Source organism: Streptomyces sp. NPDC091412, from assembly GCF_044756885.1.
Lineage (GTDB): Bacteria > Actinomycetota > Actinomycetes > Streptomycetales > Streptomycetaceae > Streptomyces.
Genome location: NZ_JBIVTV010000019.1, coordinates 45,025 through 60,263 on the forward strand (window position 1 = coordinate 45,025; position 15,239 = coordinate 60,263).

The following is a 15,239-nucleotide window of genomic DNA, read 5'->3' on the forward strand; positions in this document are numbered from 1 at the left end:
CATTCTCAGCGCCAACGGCTGTACCGATGTTCCCCATGGCCGGCCACCCCGGCAGCAGGCCCGGCCACCGGTCACCAGGCCGTGACAGCCGTAGCCGCACCGTCACCAGCCGTTCGAGCCAGACGAACGTATGGCCCGTAGCGGCATCAGCTCAGCCCGAGCGCCTCCAACCTCGGAACCGGACTCACCGCAGGCGTCACACTTGCCAGCACAAGGCAGACGAGCACCGCGAATAGTGCAACAGGGTAGACAGAACGCATAACGGCCCCTCACAGTCAGCACATAGTCCAGCAGATGCTGCTCCGACCGGATCGACACCCCACTGCGGAGGTCGGGCGCACAGGTGCACAGACATCGGGCGATCACCGGATACCCCGGCGGCTTTGCCCGACTCTGGGCCTCACGGGGGGTCCCGGCGACCGCTTGAGCCGTGCTGACCGAGGAGGACGTATGCGAGGCAAAGGAAGGGCCGCGGAGACAGCGGACTCCGGCTACCCGCGGCGAGTGTTGGCATGTCTGATAGCGGCGGCGGCGCTGCTGGCCAGCCTCATGGCGACAAGCTCATCCGCCATGGCAGCCGACCTGCCGTACGGGCCGTACACCTGCGCCGCGGGCTACGTGTGGCGGGACGCGTACCCGGGCGACCAAGTCTGCGTGACGCCGGCGATCCGCACCCAGACCGCGACGGAAAACGCGCTGGGCCCCTCACGCCGCGAGCCGAACGGCGGCATTTACGGCCCGGACACCTGCAAGCCGGGCTTCGTCTGGCGCGCAACGCGGCCCTCGGATCATGTGTGCGTGCCGCCAAACAGTCGCGACCAGGCCAGCAGCGACAACGCCAACGCCGCCTTGCGGCTGGCTGATCCGGGTGCGACGCCGCGCGGTGGGGTGTCCGTCACCACCACGTTGTCTCCGACCGGCGGTCGCCTGTTCGCCACCGGCAGCGGGCTCACGCCCTACGGCACGGTGCGGTTCTACAGTGCCGGGACCAGCGGGCCGGTCTCGCTGGGCCGACTGACGGCCGACGCCGCCGGCACCCTGCAGGGATGGCAGCAGGTTGTGGACCTCCATTGCGACAGCGGGCCGTATCCAGCCACCATCGTGGTCCTTGACCAGGGTACGGGCCTTGTCACCACCGCCGGCACCACCGAAGCATTCCACCCCTGCTTCTGAGTCGGCACGCCGCACAGGGTCGGCGGGCAGCAGGCCCCTTGGAGCGTGTTCGGAGTTCAGATCACGGGATTGCGGATTCGCCTGTATCGTGTTCCGGGGGCCTGGTAGGCCGGGGGAATGGCACGCGGTGATCTGACGGACGGCGAGTGGGCCCTGGTCGAGCCGTACCTCCCGCTCGGTGAGCGGGGCCCGATTCCCGATCTGCGGCGGCAGTTCAACGCCGTGATGGCGCCTCCGCATGGCAGTGCGGTCTCACCGGCCCATGCACCTGTGCCTCGATGTAATCGTCGAGATCGTCCTGACGGTCGGCGAGGGCGAGCTCGGTGAGCCCCATGCGGTCCGCGATAGCGAAGTCCGCAGGTTCAAGGAGACTGTCCGGGTAGCAGAACGTTGTCCGCGCCAGCGTCTCGGCAGCCAGCCGAACGTGCGCGGAGCCGAACCGCGGCGCACCGCCGACCGGCTTGCGGCGGACGTCCAACGCCCCGTAGACCGGCCGCTCATGAGCAGGTGCTTCGTCGTACGCCCTATTGAAGATTCGGCTCTCCCAGCGCCACCGGTCGCCGCCGGGATACGCCGTCAGTCCACCGTTGCTGGTCCCGGTGACGAACTGCGAGCAGTAGGCGCCCGCTTCGACCATGGCGTCCAGGACGGGCCGGCCCTGCAGCAGGCGGTCCGGGTGGAAGTTGAGGGTGTCGCTCCTGACGGGTGAGCCGGGGCTTTGGTCCGCGACTGGTCCGGAACAGCTGGTCAGGCGTGGGATACCGGCGGGATGAATTGGGAGTCGCGATATAGATCAGGCTCAGGTCTGAGTGGGGCGAGCGGAAGGCGCCTGGCGTGCAAAAACCCAGGTCAGGCGCCTTTTCTCGTGCCCTTAGAAGAAGCCGAGCTTCTGTGCCGAGTACGACACCAGAAGGTTCTTCGTCTGCTGGTAGTGGTCCAGCATCATCTTGTGGGTCTCGCGCCCGATTCCGGACTGCTTGTAGCCGCCGAAGGCGGAGTGCGCGGGGTAGGCGTGGTAGCAGTTCGTCCAGACGCGGCCCGCCTGGATGGCGCGGCCCGCGCGGTAGGCAGTGCCGTTGTCGCGGGTCCACACGCCCGCGCCGAGGCCGTACAGCGTGTCGTTCGCGATCTTGATGGCGTCGTCGAAGTTGTCGAAGGACGTCACCGAGACCACCGGGCCGAAGATCTCCTCCTGGAAGATCCGCATCCGGTTGTCGCCCTCGAAGATGGTCGGCTGGACGTAGTAGCCGCCCTTCAACTCGCCGTCGTGCTCGATGCGTTCGCCGCCGGCCAGGACGCGCGCGCCCTCCTGCCTGCCGATGTCCAGGTAGGAGAGGATCTTCTCCAGCTGGTCGTTGGACGCCTGGGCGCCGATCATGGTGTCGGTGTCGAGGGGGTGGCCCGTCGTGATGAGCTTGGTGCGGGCGACCGCCGCCTCGACGAACTCGGCGTAGTGACCGCGCTGGATCAGCGCCCGGGACGGGCAGGTGCACACCTCGCCCTGGTTGAGCGCGAACATCGTGAAGCCCTCGAGCGCCTTGTCGCGGAAGTCGTCGTCCGCCGCCGAGACGTCGTCGAAGAAGATGTTCGGCGACTTGCCGCCGAGCTCCAGCGTGACCGGCTTGATGTTCTCCGCGGCGTACTGCATGATCAGCCGCCCCGTCGTCGTCTCGCCCGTGAACGCGACCTTGGCCACCCGCGGGCTGGAGGCGAGCGGCTTGCCCGCCTCCACACCGAAGCCGTTGACGATGTTCAGCACGCCGGGCGGCAGCAGGTCGGAGACCAAGCTCATCCAGTAGTGGATCGAGGCCGGGGTCTGCTCGGCGGGCTTGAGCACCACCGCGTTGCCCGCGGCGAGCGCGGGTGCCAGCTTCCAGGTCGCCATGAGGATCGGGAAGTTCCACGGGATGATCTGCGCGACCACCCCGAGCGGCTCGTGGAAGTGGTACGCCACCGTGTCGTTGTCGATCTCCCCGAGCGAACCCTCCTGCGCCCTGATCGCGCCCGCGAAGTACCGGAAGTGGTCGATGGCCAGCGGGATGTCGGCCGCCAGCGTCTCACGGACCGGCTTGCCGTTCTCCCAGCTCTCGGCGACCGCCAGGGACTCGAGGTTGGCCTCCATACGGTCGGCGATCTTCAGCAGGATGCCGGAGCGTTCGGTCACGGACGTGCGGCCCCAGCCCGGGGCGGCCGCGTGCGCCGCGTCCAGCGCTCGCTCGACGTCCTCCGCCGTTCCGCGTGCGATCTCCGTGAACGGCTGCCCGTTCACCGGCGACGGATTCTCGAAGTACTGTCCGCGGGCCGGCGGCACGTACTCGCCGCCGATGAAGTGGTCGTAGCGCGTCTGGTAGGAGACGATCGCGCCCTCGGTGCCGGGCGCCGCGTAACGGGTCATCCTGGTCTGCCTCCCTCAGCAGCGCTGCCCGCCGTTGGGCAGCTCTCGGCGCGAGGCTAGACATGCCGACGTTGCAAGGACGTTGCGCAGCCGGCCACCGCGGGCCGTGCAGGGCCGGAGACGTCAGCGGGGTGCCGTACGGGACCAGCCGGGCGGCGCCGCCAGCTCCGCCTCCAGCGCGGCGAGCCGGGCCCGGGCCGTCGCGCTCGGCAGTACGGCGACGAGGGCCCGCCACACGTCCAGGTCGTCCTCGCCCCACGGCGCGTGCGCCCAGTCGGCCAGCAGGTCGGGGTCGCGCCGGTCGATCAGCGCGCTCCGCATGCCGTCGGCGAGACGCTGCCGCAGCCGCACCACCGCGGGAGCCTGCGAGCCGGGCAGCAGTGGACCGGAGTACGCCGCGGCGGCCGCCGCGACCGCCCCTGTCTCCAGCCGGTGCTGGACGACCGCCACGTCCGAGCCGACCGGCACGGACAGCCGGTAAGGGCGAGAGGAGAGCAGCCCCGGACCGAGCACCCTGCGCAGCCGGGCCAGTTCGGCCCGCAGCGTCACCGGCGTCACCGACTCTTCCTCGTACAGCGCGCACAGCAGCTCGTCCCCGGTCAGACCCTCCGGGTGACGGGCCAGCAGCACCAGGATCTCGCTGTGCCGACGGCTCAGCCGGACACCGCGACCGCCGACCACCAGCCGGGCCTCGTCCCGTCCGAGCGCGGTCAGCTCGGCCGCGTCGGCGGCGGGCCGGCGCGGGGCGAGCAGCGCCAGTTCGGACTCGGCGGCCCGCGCCACCGCTCGCACGAAACCGAGGCTGTGCGGGTGGGCGAGCCCGTCCCCACCGGTGATGTCCACCGCTCCGAGCACCTGTCCCGTGCGCGGATCGTGCACCGGGGCAGCCGCGCACGTCCAGGGCTGGACACGCCGGATGAAGTGCTCGGCCGCGAACACCTGTACCGGGCGGTCCAGGGCGACCGCCGTGCCCGGCGCGTTCGTCCCGACGGCGGACTCCGACCAGCGCGCGCCCGGCACGAAGTTCATCCGGTCCGCCTTGCGGCGTGTCTCCGGATGCCCCTCCACCCACAGCAGTCTGCCGTGCGTGTCGCACACCGCGAGCAGATGCTCCCCGTCGGCGGCGAACGTGCCCAGCAACTCCCGGAACAGTGGCATCACCGGCGCCAGTGGATGCTCCGCCCGGTAGGTGCCGAGGTCGCTGTCGGCGAGTTCCACGCTCGCGGTGCCGTCCGGCCCGACACCCGCCCGCGCGGACCGCCGCCACGAGTCGGCCACCACCGGACGCACCGGGCGCGGCACCGCGCCCACCGCGGTGAACGTCTCGTGTGCCCGGCGCAGGGCCCGAACACGCTCGGCAGGGTCGGCTCCCGGCTCCAGGGCCACCCACGGATCGGTCAATGCGGCCTCCCCGGACGGCGATGCGGCTGGGGACATCGTCACTCCCGGCGCGCCCCCGGACAACCTCTTCGCCCGGGCTCGCCGTCAGGCGAAGTTCACCAGTCTGATGTAACGCACCCAGTCCCAGCTGGGCCCGGGATCGGTGTGGTCCGTGCCCGGTACTTCATAGTGCCCGATGATGTGCGCGCGGTCCTTGGGGATGCGGTATCTGTCGCAGATCGCCGCGGTGAGTCTGGCCGACTCCTCGTACAGGGCGTTGGTGAAGTAGGCGGGCTCGTCCACCCAGCCCTCGTGCTCGATGCCGATGCTGCGGGTGTTGTAGTCCCAGTTCCCGGCGTGCCAGGCGACGTCCGACTCGAGGACGCACTGCGCGACGTGTCCGTCGGCGGACCGGACGACATAGTGCGCGGACACCTCCTTCTTCGGGTTCTGGAAGATCGCCAGGGTGCTGGGGTAGGTCTCCTGGGTGACGTGGATGACCACCCGGTCCACCGAGTAGCTCATGGGCCGACTGGACGCCGTGTAGTTGGAGTTGCTCGCCGGCTGCCACTCGGCCTCCGGGTAGTCCACTGCCCGGGGTCGCGCGCTGGCTTGCGCGGCGGGAAGCAGGGCGTAGGGGACGGCGGCCAGAGCGGCACCCTTGAGCAGATTTCGTCGGCTGGGGAGAGGTCGTGCCCGTTCCATGGGCGGTGGCCTTTCTGCGGGGGAGTGGTGGTGCGGGTGTCCGTGGGGAGGTGGTGCGGGAGGTCGCTGGGTGGGATGGTCGTGCGGTCCGCGGTGAGTCTCGCTCACCGACGGCCGCTCCTTGCGGAGCTGGGCCACGCACGGAGTTGGTGTCACACGGATCGGCCAACGGGGACGCGTCGGTCCGGGTGGCCGGGTGGCCGGGTGGCCGACTGGCTGGGGTGGCCGGGGTCCGGCCTGCCGAACCCGCGGCCGCGCACGAGTCACTTCACCGCGGCGACCCGGGATATCCGGACCGCGTCCACCGGCCGGTGTGCGGCGCCGGCGGACAGGACGCGCGTGTCCGGGGCAGCTCGTGTTTCCCCCGTCATGTGAACCCCTTCGTCCACCTGAGATCCGCGGTCGACCCGACTCGACGGCGGCACCTCGCGTGAATCACGTTACGGGGCTTGCGGGTTGGGCAGAAGAGCCCGGCGAGGTTCGGTGGACGCCCGGGGAAATGTGGAAAACTCCGCCACTCGATCCGGTGAAGCAGGCCTGCGGTCAGGCGCGTTCGGCCACCGCGGCCGGGTCGTCGAGGACGGCCCGCACCACCGCGTGCGCGGCACCCAGCAGCGGCCCCTCGGGGCCCAGCCGGGACACGGACACCGGACAGGCGGGCCCCGCGGTCCGGCTCGCCAACTCGGCCTCCAGGGAGGGCAGCAGCCAGGGCGCGAGTGCGGCCAGGGCACCGCCCAGCACGACGCTCCGGGGGTCGAGCAGATTGACGGCCCCGGTCAGCGCGACGCCCAGCGCCCTGCCGGCGTCGCGCAGGGCCCGCCGCACGTCCTCGTCGCCCTCGGCTGCGCGGGTGGCGAGCAGCCCTACCCGGCCTTCGCCCGGCTCCAGGCCGGCCGCGCGCAGTACGGCTTCCTCTCCCGCGTACTGCTCCAGGCAGCCGCGCCCGCCGCAGGGACAGGCGGGCCCCTCCGGTTCGACCGGCACATGCCCCAGCTCGCCCGCGAAACCGCGCGTCCCGCGCAGCAGCCGCCCGTCGACCACCACGGCGGCACCGATGCCGATCTCCGCCGACACGTGCAGGAAGTCACGCGGAGTGTCCTCGCCGAGCCAGAGTTCCGCGAGCCCGCCGAAGTTCGCCTCGTTGTCCACCGTCAGGGGCAGGCCGGGCGGCAGCAGGGCGCCGAGATCGGTGTCGTTCCAGTCGAGGTTGGGAGCCCGCACGACCGTACGGCCGTCCCGTGCGATCAGTCCGGGCACGGCGACCGAGAGTCCCGCGGGCCACAGGTCCTGCCGCTCGGCCTCGGCGACGACCTGTCGTATCAGCGCGGTGAGTTCGCGCGTCACCGGTTCGGGCGAGCGGCCGCGGTTGGTTCCGTGGCGAACCGCCCGTGCCCGTACCTGGCCGCGCAGGTCGACCACGCAGGCCGCGAGGTGGTCGACCCCGACCTCCGCGCCGACCCCGGCCGGGCCGTGGCCGCTGACGGCCAGCGCCGAACCGGGGCGGCCCACCCGGCCGGGCCGTTCGGGTCCCAGCTCTTCCAGCAGCCCGGTCCGGACCAGTTCGTCGACGAGGGTCGACACCGCGGCACGGGTCAGTCCGATGCGTGAGGCGACCGCCGCCCGCGACAGCTGCCCCTCGGCGCGGACGGTGTGCATGACCCGGGCGAGGTTGCGGCGGCGCATGCCCTGCTGGGTGTCGGGCAGCGCGCGCCCCGGACCGGCCGGGCGGGTCTCGTGCAGCGGTGCGGTCATGCCTCCGTCGTCCTTGGTCGGTGTCCGCCGGCGAATCCGCGCCGAGCGGTGCCATGCGGGCGGACGGCCGTCGGACGGCCGTCCGTCGGCAGGCGTCCGTCAGGGGGTCCGCGTCCCGCGCTCCAGGAGCGGTGCCGCATCGGAGAGTACCCCGGAGATCCTGTTCAAGGTCGCCTCGTCGCGGTCCACCGCCTCCAGCACCGGGCCGTCGGCCGTCCGCCAGCGACGGGCGACAGCGGCCGGGTCCTCGCCGGTGAGCAGCCCCGCGGCCTGGGCCGCGGCGCCCAGCGCGACCAGCTCTCGGGCCTCGGGGATCTGCACGGGCCGCCCGGACAGGCGCCGTACGGTCTGCTGCCAGGCCGTGCCCCGGGCGCCGCCGCCGATCAGCAGCAGCGGGGTGGTGCGGTCGGCGTCCTGGTCGAGCACCAGGTCCAGGGCGCCGAGCAGGGCGTGCACGGCGCCGTCGTAGGCGGCCTGGAGCAGCTGTCCGGCCGTGGTGTCGTGGCGCAGTCCGTGCAGCAGCCCGGAGGCGTTCGGCAGGTTCGGAGTGCGTTCGCCGTCCAGGTAGGGGAGCAGGGTGACGGACGTACCCGGCTCCACGGCCTCGCGGTCCAGGCCGAGCAGGGCGGCGACCCGGTCGACGGCGAGCGTGCAGTTGAGGGTGCAGGCCAGCGGCAGCCAGTCGCCGCGCGCGTCGGCGAAACCCGCCACCGTTCCCGACGGGTCGGCGGTCCGGTGGCGCGACACCGCGTACACCGTGCCGGAGGTGCCGAGACTCAGCACCGGGGTTCCCGGCCGCAGTCCGAGGCCCAGCGCGGCGGCGGCGTTGTCACCGGTGCCGGCCGCCACCAACGTGCCTTTGGAGAACGGAAGGTCGTGGCTGTCGCGCACGGTCCCCGCCACCTCGCCGGGTCGCACCACCCGGGGCAGCAGCGCCGGATCGAGCCCCACAAGGGCGAGGATCTCCTCGTCGTAGGCCTCGGTCGTGGACGCCCACCAGCCCGTACCCGAGGCGTCTCCCCGGTCGGTCGTGCCCTCGCCCGTCAGATGCTGGGTGAGGTAGTCGTGCGGCAGGCGGACCGCCGCCGTCGAGCGCGCCGCCTCCGGCTCGTGCTCGGCCAGCCAGGCCCACTTCGTGACCGTGAAGGAGGCTCCCGGCACGCTGCCCGTGCGCTCCGCCCAGGCCTTCGAACCGCCCAGCTCCTCGACGAGACGGCGGGCCTGCGGGGCCGAGCGCACGTCGTTCCACAGCAGGGCCGGCCGTACCGGGGCGCCCTGCGCGTCCAGGGTCACGAGTCCGTGCTGCTGGCCGGCGATCGACACGGCGGCGGCCTCGTGGGCCGCCTCCCCGCACTGGTGCAGCGCCTCGCACAGCGCGTCCCACCACTGGCGTGGGTCGCTCTCGCGGCCGTCACCGGACGAGACGGTGTGCGGCGCCTGCCCGCTCGCCACGACCTGCCCGGTGGCCGCGTCGACGACGAGCACCTTGGTGGACTGCGTGGACGAGTCCACACCGACGACGAGCGGACCCTCGGCTGCTGACATCGGCTCTCCCTCTTTCCGCGGCTCGCGCGATCTGACCTGCGGTTCTCATGGTGTACACGGCCCGGCGACGCGGGTGCCGTCCCGGTCGGGGCCCTCTGTTCCCTTCCCAGGGATGCGTCGGCATACTAATTTGTAAATCGCCATGACGAAATAGTCGCAAGCGAGCAAGGAGCCGCGGCATGAGCTACCAGCCCACCCCCGAGGACAGGTTCACCTTCGGCCTGTGGACCGTCGGCTGGCAGGGACGGGACCCGTTCGGCGACGCCACGCGCCGCGCCCTCGACCCGGTCGAGACGGTGCAGCGCCTGGCCGAACTCGGCGCACACGGCGTGACCTTCCACGACGACGACCTGATCCCCTTCGGGGCCTCCGACACCGAGCGCGAGTCGCACATCAAGCGCTTCCGGCAGGCACTCGACGCGACCGGCATGACCGTGCCGATGGCCACCACGAACCTCTTCACCCACCCCGTCTTCAAGGACGGCGCGTTCACGGCCAACGACCGCGACGTGCGCCGCTACGCGCTGCGCAAGACGATCCGCAACGTCGACCTGGCTGTCGAACTGGGCGCGAAGACGTACGTGGCCTGGGGCGGCCGAGAGGGCGCCGAGTCCGGCGCCGCCAAGGACGTGCGGGCCGCTCTGGACCGTATGAAGGAGGCATTCGACCTCCTCGGCGAGTACGTCACCTCCCAGGGCTACGACATCCGCTTCGCCATCGAGCCCAAGCCGAACGAGCCGCGCGGCGACATCCTGCTGCCCACCGTCGGCCACGCGCTCGCGTTCATCGAGCGCCTGGAGCGCCCCGAGCTGTACGGCGTCAACCCCGAGGTGGGCCACGAGCAGATGGCCGGGCTCAACTTCCCGCACGGCATCGCCCAGGCACTGTGGGCGGGCAAGCTCTTCCACATCGACCTCAACGGCCAGTCCGGCATCAAGTACGACCAGGACCTGCGCTTCGGCGCCGGTGACCTGCGCTCCGCCTTCTGGCTGGTCGACCTGCTGGAGAGCGCCGGCTACGCGGGCCCGCGCCACTTCGACTTCAAGCCGCCGCGGACCGAGGACCTGGACGGCGTGTGGGCGTCGGCCGCCGGCTGCATGCGCAACTACCTCATCCTCAAGGAGCGTTCGGCCGCCTTCCGGGCCGACCCGGAGGTCCAGGAGGCCCTGCGCGCCGCCCGGCTCGACCAGCTGGCGCAGCCCACGGCGGCGGACGGCCTGGAGGCGCTGCTCGCGGACCGCTCCTCCTTCGAGGACTTCGACGTCGAGGCGGCCGCCGCTCGCGGCATGGCCTTCGAGCAGCTCGACCAGCTCGCGATGGACCACCTGCTGGGGGCCCGCGGCTGACACGGAGGCGTCCGGCTCCCGGGGCACACACGCGTACGTGTGCCCCGGGAGGGGCCGTACGCGCGGTGCCGAGGGGGCCGGACGCGCGTGCGTGCCGAGGGGTCCGCACGTGCGCGTGTGCCGTGGGCGCTCCGGGCGGCACGCCGTCCGCCCGCCCGTGACCGGTCCCCGCGCGGAATGCCGCGGAACCATGCGATCCATGGCATGGGTTCGTATCGACTTCCGCGCGGGGCCCGCGTGTTGTCCGGCCGGCGGCGACGATGGGCGCCATGGCCATCCCGCCCGTACCGCCTCGGCCGCCCGGGCCGTCGAAGCGCAGGAACCCGCTCTTCGTCCTCCTCACCGTGCTGGCCGCCGCCGGTGCGGTCGCCTTGGTGCTGGTGCTCGCTTCCTCGGGAAGCGGCTCACGGGACGAGCACCCGCCCTCCGGCAGCAGCCCGCGTACGAGCCCGTCACCCGCCACGAGCCCCTCGCCCGCCCCGACCCCGAGCCTCCCCACCGAGCTGCCGACCCGGCTCCCCAGCTCCCTGCCCTCCGGCTTCCCGAGCGGTCTGCCGAGCGAGATCCCGAGTGATCTCCAATCGCTGCTTCCCTGACCGGACGGAGGTGGCCCGCCGTCACGGCCGGCCGGACCGGGCGGGGCTGCCGGACGTGCAGCGGACCGGACAGGCCGCAGTACGCAGATCACATTTCGCGGCTACTCCTCCCCGCCCTCGGCACGAGCCGTCACGGCCAGCGCCGTCGCCGGGTCCTGGGCGGGTGACCCGGCGGGCTCCCAGTCGCCCTGCCGCCTCCGGTAGGGCCACCAGCGGCCGTCCCGTCCCAGGCGGAGCTGGCGCTCCTCCCCATCGACGGTCCAGCGGTTGTTCTCGGCCCGCAGCGACGGCCTCTCGTCCTCCTCCCACGCCGACTCCACAGCGGCGCACGCGCGTGCGTGGTCGTCGCCGTCCGGCGCCCACTCCTCCTCCAGCACGGACAGGCCCGCGGCGCCTCCCAGCCGATAGGCGAGCACGGCCCGTGTCAGCTCCTCCCTGTTGCGGCCCGAGCCCTCGGCCAGCCGGTCCAGCACTGCGCTGTCGGTGGCGCCCGCGGCCAGGCGTACGGCGTCCTGGGCGACGGTCGGCTCCGGGACCGGCGAGTGCGCCGCCGTCCCGGCGTTCAGCGTCTCGCCGAGCCACTGGCGCGCCGCCACCGCCGTCCGCGCGGCCAGGATCTCCAGTGCGGAGGGATCGACCCCCGGCGCCGGCGGGGTTTCGGTGTCCAGGCCGGGCGGCAGGCCCGGTTCCTCGGGCAGCTCCGGCAGGGGCGGCAGGGCAGGCAGCGCATACCCCGCCGCGTACGCCTTCGCGGCGTCCACTCCGTCCGGCGCCGACGGCCCGCCGTCGTCCGCGGTGTCACGGCCTTGGAGCTCGGCGGACAGGACTCGCTCAGCGCGGCCGCGCATCAGCAGCAGCACGAACGGATCCTGGTCCAGCAGCCGCGCCACGACGTGGCACAGCGCCGCGGTGTGCCCGCAATGGTCCCAGGCGCCGCAGTCGCACTCGGGTTCCAGATCCCCGATCCCGGGCAGCAGTTCGATCCCCGCGGCCGCGGCGTCCTCGGCGAGAGACGGCGGCAGGTCGCGGTCGAGCAGCGCCGCCAGGTACCCGGACCGTTCGGCGACGACATCCAGGAACCGGTCCCACTCGCCGTCGGACAGTTCCTCCAGCAGGACGTCCGCGCGGTGCGCCGTACGATCGCGGTCGTGCACCACGGCCGTGACGCGGCCCGGGCGCACCGAGACCGCGCCGACCGCGCCCGCGCGGGCGAGCCTGCGGCCGGTCTTCACCTGCTCGCCGTCCAGGGCCGTGTCCTCGAGCGCCTTCAGCCAGGCCTGGCCCCACCACGTGAGGGCGAAACCCCGCCCCCGCGCGGGCGGCAGGGCGGCGAACGTGCGCTCCTGGTCGGCACGGTGATCCGTCATCGCGATCCTCCTCGCAGCTCCACCAGGTCGGCGAGCTCCGCGTCCGTCAGCTCTGTGAGCGCCCTCTCGCCCGTCCCCAGCACCGCGTCGGCCAGGTTCCGCTTGCGGTGCAGCAGTTCGGCGATACGGTCCTCGATTGTTCCCTCGGCGATGAGCCGGTGCACCTGCACGGGCCGGCTCTGCCCGATGCGGTACGCCCGGTCGGTGGCCTGCGCCTCGACGGCGGGGTTCCACCAGCGGTCGTAGTGCACGACGTGCTCCGCGCGCGTGAGGTTGAGTCCGGTGCCCGCCGCCTTCAACGAGAGCAGGAACACGGGTACTTCGCCGGCCTGGAAGCGCCGGACCATGGCCTCCCGCGCGGCGACGGGTGTGCCGCCGTGCAGGAACTGCGACCGCACACCGCGTGCGGCCAGGTGCCGCTCGATCAGGCGCGCCATCCGCACGTACTGGGTGAACACCAGGACGCTCGCCCCCTCGGAGAGGATGGTGCCGAGCAGTTCGTCCAGCAGCTCCAGTTTCCCGGACCGGCCGGCGATCCTCGGCCGGTCCTCCTTGAGGAACTGCGCCGGATGGTTGCAGATCTGCTTCAGACCGGTCAGCAGCTTCACGATCAGCCCGCGGCGCGCCATGTCGTCGGCGCCGGAGATCGCCGCGAGTGTCTCGCGCACCAGCGCCTCGTACAGGCCCGTCTGTTCCACGGTGAGCGACACCGCGCGATCGGTCTCGGTCTTCGGCGGCAGTTCGGGCACGATCCCCGGGTCGGACTTGCGGCGCCGCAGCAGGAACGGGCCGACGAGCCGGGCGAGCCGCTCGGCGGCGGCCGGGTCCCGGCCGCTCTCGATGGCCGCCGCGTAGCGGGTGCGGAAGGTGCCGAGCCGGCCCAGCAGTCCGGGCGTTGCCCAGTCGAGGATCGCCCACAGTTCGGACAGGTTGTTCTCCACGGGGGTGCCGGTGAGAGCCACGCGCGCGCGTGCGCCGATGGAGCGCAGCCGTCGGGCCGTCGACGAGTAGGGGTTCTTCACGTGCTGGGCCTCGTCCGCCACGACCATGCCCCACACCACCTCGGCCAGGCGCGGCGCGTCCAGGCGCATGGTGCCGTACGTGGTGAGGACGAACTCGCCGTCGCCAAGCTCCTCCAGACCGCGCCGGGAACCGTGGAAGCGCCGTACGGGCGTGCCGGGCGCGAACTTCTCGATCTCCCGCTGCCAGTTGCCCATCAGAGACGCCGGGCACACCACGAGGGTCGGTCCGGCGGACGCCGGGTCGCTCCGGCGGTGCAGATGCAGCGCGATCAGCGTGATCGTCTTGCCGAGCCCCATGTCGTCGGCCAGGCAGCAGCCCAGTCCCAGGGACGTCATCCGGACCAGCCAGTCGAGCCCCCGCAGCTGGTAGTCGCGCAGGCGGGCGGCGAGCGCGGCGGGCTGCCCGACCGGTTCCCCGGCCTCCGGGTCCGCCAGCCGGTCCCGCAGGGTCGCCAGCCAGCCCGTGGGGCGGACCTCGACCTGGCGGCCGTCCACCTCCGCCGAGCCGGTCAGGGCGGCGCCCAGCGCTTCCACGGGGCTGATCTTCCGGTCCTGTCGGTCCCGGGCGCGGCGCAGTTCGGCGGGGTCGACGAGGATCCACTGGTCGCGCAGCCGCACGAGGGGCCGGTTGGCCTCCGCCAGGCGGTCCAGCTCCTCGCGTGTGAGCCGTTGGCCGCCCAGTGCGAACCACCAGTCGAAGGCGAGCAGGGCGTTCGCGGACAGGGCCGTTCGGGGATCCGGCAGTGTGCCGCCGGTGCTGCCGGAGCCGCCGTCCTCGTCCACGGGTCCGACCGTGAGACCGGAGACCAGTCCGCGGGCCGGCTGCGTGGGCCAGTGCACATCCACCCCCGCGGCGGCCAGGGTCCGGGCGCCCTCGCCGAGGAGTTCGGCGACCTCCTCGGCGACGAGTTCGACGGCGTCCGGCACGGATGCCGACAACAGCGGCGTCAGCGCCGGCCACGAGCGGGCCGCGCGCCGCAGGGCGAGCAGGACGTCCGTGCGCACCCCGGGGCCGAACGTCCCGCCCGTGCGGCCCGATCCGGCCCACACATCGGAGGCGTCGGCGACCTGCGCGGGATCGCGGGCGTCGTGCACCTGAAGCACAGCGCGGAACCGCGGCTCGGCTTCGTGCCGCTCGGCGGACTCGAGCCCCAGCACCTCGACGCGCAGCGAGATCCTCGCGCCCGCGTCGTGGCCCGCGGCGACATCGGAGGTCCAGGCCCGCAGTTCCGGCACGCGCCGCGGTTCCCCGGCGGCGTAGGCAGGGCCGCCCGTCAGGAGGAGTGCGGCAGGGGAGCGGGGCAGTGTGTCGGCCACCGCGTCCAGGAAGGCGCGCAGCAGATGCTCGGGGTCGGGCAGTCGCAGCCGCTCGGTGCCGTCGAACGGAAAGGCGTGCGCCTCGGGCGGCATCGAGGCGGCCAGCGCCCGGACGTGCTCGGCGTCCCGGCCGCGCAGCGGTGCCGCGCGCCAGGCGTCGTGGTCACCGGCGGACAGACCGGGCAGCAGCAGACCCCGTGCCACGAAGTGCAGGCCCAGGACGGACGCGGCGCCCCAGAACACGGTGGCCCGGTGCCCGTGCCCCGCGACACGCGCGTGCGTGAGGACCGGCAGGGCCGCACGCACGGGAAGCAGGACGGCCGGCCTGGTCACCGCCTCCACACCACCGCTGCGGGGCAGGACGACCGTCAGCTCTTCGACGGGCGCCGGGACCACGGCCGGCGGAGTACGGCCGTCGGGGTGCCAGAAGGCGACCCGGCCCGCGCGGGCGGGGTCCGAGGGCACGAACACCGCACAGCAGCGGGCCAGTTCGGAGATCTCGGACGGTGATGCCGCGGGAGTTCTCTGCACAGCCAACCTGATTCCTCAAATTTGACTACTTGAAGTCGGGTCGCCGAGGGTACAGCACAGCGGCGGCCCACCGGGAATGATTGGTGCGGTGGCGTGGGCCACCGCGAGAA

The 15,239-nt window shown here is 72.7% G+C and carries 10 protein-coding genes and 1 pseudogene; 3 read left to right on the top strand and 8 right to left on the bottom strand.

Translation table 11 applies throughout. The features are described from left to right. The first annotated feature begins 570 nt into the window (after positions 1-570). Entirely contained in the window at positions 571-1,173 is a 603-nt protein-coding gene (locus ACIQMV_RS31975; protein ID WP_402596705.1) for a hypothetical protein, read from the top strand. 229 nt (positions 1,174-1,402) lie between these two features. On the opposite strand, the pseudogene ACIQMV_RS31980 reads toward ACIQMV_RS31975, so the two are convergent. The 6 genes and pseudogenes from ACIQMV_RS31980 to xylB all read right to left on the bottom strand — a co-directional run. Beyond that, a pseudogene (locus tag ACIQMV_RS31980) lies at positions 1,403-1,924 on the bottom strand (DUF3626 domain-containing protein); the annotation flags it as partial. Between the two features lie 120 nt (positions 1,925-2,044). After that, positions 2,045-3,568, bottom strand: a complete 1,524-nt coding sequence (locus tag ACIQMV_RS31985) for an aldehyde dehydrogenase family protein (protein ID WP_402596707.1) — start codon at positions 3,566-3,568, stop codon at positions 2,045-2,047. A gap of 123 nt (positions 3,569-3,691) precedes the next feature. Then, positions 3,692-5,005, bottom strand: coding sequence for a GAF domain-containing protein (locus tag ACIQMV_RS31990; protein ID WP_402596708.1), 1,314 nt, complete (start codon positions 5,003-5,005; stop codon positions 3,692-3,694). 48 nt (positions 5,006-5,053) lie between these two features. Beyond that, complete coding sequence (locus ACIQMV_RS31995) at positions 5,054-5,653, bottom strand: N-acetylmuramoyl-L-alanine amidase (RefSeq protein ID WP_402596709.1); 600 nt, start codon at positions 5,651-5,653, stop codon at positions 5,054-5,056. 543 nt (positions 5,654-6,196) lie between these two features. Beyond that, positions 6,197-7,405, bottom strand: a complete 1,209-nt coding sequence (locus ACIQMV_RS32000) for an ROK family protein (protein WP_402596710.1) — start codon at positions 7,403-7,405, stop codon at positions 6,197-6,199. A gap of 99 nt (positions 7,406-7,504) precedes the next feature. Continuing rightward, a complete protein-coding gene (gene xylB / locus ACIQMV_RS32005; RefSeq protein ID WP_402596711.1) occupies positions 7,505-8,950 on the bottom strand; it encodes a xylulokinase in 1,446 nt (481 codons plus the stop codon). Positions 8,951-9,129: 179 nt separating this feature from the next. Here xylB and xylA point away from each other — a divergent pair, with 179 nt between their 5' ends. Then, positions 9,130-10,296 (top strand): xylose isomerase, encoded by a 1,167-nt coding sequence (gene xylA / locus ACIQMV_RS32010; RefSeq protein ID WP_402596712.1) that lies wholly within the window; start codon positions 9,130-9,132, stop codon positions 10,294-10,296. A gap of 269 nt (positions 10,297-10,565) precedes the next feature. Next, the gene (locus ACIQMV_RS32015; RefSeq protein WP_402596713.1) at positions 10,566-10,892 is read left to right on the top strand and encodes a hypothetical protein; all 327 of its coding nucleotides are present in this window, start codon (positions 10,566-10,568) and stop codon (positions 10,890-10,892) included. 101 nt (positions 10,893-10,993) lie between these two features. On the opposite strand, the gene ACIQMV_RS32020 is transcribed toward ACIQMV_RS32015, so the two are convergent. After that, positions 10,994-12,259, bottom strand: coding sequence for an SWF or SNF family helicase (locus ACIQMV_RS32020; protein ID WP_402596714.1), 1,266 nt, complete (start codon positions 12,257-12,259; stop codon positions 10,994-10,996). Next, a complete protein-coding gene (locus tag ACIQMV_RS32025; RefSeq protein WP_402596773.1) occupies positions 12,256-15,129 on the bottom strand; it encodes a DEAD/DEAH box helicase in 2,874 nt (957 codons plus the stop codon). Before ACIQMV_RS32025 ends, ACIQMV_RS32020 begins: the two co-directional genes overlap by 4 nt. Between the last annotated feature and the right edge of the window lie 110 nt (positions 15,130-15,239).

What these genes read in the sequence shown, in the direction of transcription:
- ACIQMV_RS31975 (WP_402596705.1), top strand. Translation starts at nt 571, where the DNA reads ATGGCAGCCGACCTGCCGTACGGGCCGTACACCTGCGCCGCGGGCTAC.
- ACIQMV_RS31985 (WP_402596707.1), bottom strand. Translation starts at nt 3,568, where the DNA reads ATGACCCGTTACGCGGCGCCCGGCACCGAGGGCGCGATCGTCTCCTAC.
- ACIQMV_RS31990 (WP_402596708.1), bottom strand. Translation starts at nt 5,005, where the DNA reads ATGTCCCCAGCCGCATCGCCGTCCGGGGAGGCCGCATTGACCGATCCG.
- ACIQMV_RS31995 (WP_402596709.1), bottom strand. Translation starts at nt 5,653, where the DNA reads ATGGAACGGGCACGACCTCTCCCCAGCCGACGAAATCTGCTCAAGGGT.
- ACIQMV_RS32000 (WP_402596710.1), bottom strand. Translation starts at nt 7,405, where the DNA reads ATGACCGCACCGCTGCACGAGACCCGCCCGGCCGGTCCGGGGCGCGCG.
- xylB (WP_402596711.1), bottom strand. Translation starts at nt 8,950, where the DNA reads ATGTCAGCAGCCGAGGGTCCGCTCGTCGTCGGTGTGGACTCGTCCACG.
- xylA (WP_402596712.1), top strand. Translation starts at nt 9,130, where the DNA reads ATGAGCTACCAGCCCACCCCCGAGGACAGGTTCACCTTCGGCCTGTGG.
- ACIQMV_RS32015 (WP_402596713.1), top strand. Translation starts at nt 10,566, where the DNA reads ATGGCCATCCCGCCCGTACCGCCTCGGCCGCCCGGGCCGTCGAAGCGC.
- ACIQMV_RS32020 (WP_402596714.1), bottom strand. Translation starts at nt 12,259, where the DNA reads ATGACGGATCACCGTGCCGACCAGGAGCGCACGTTCGCCGCCCTGCCG.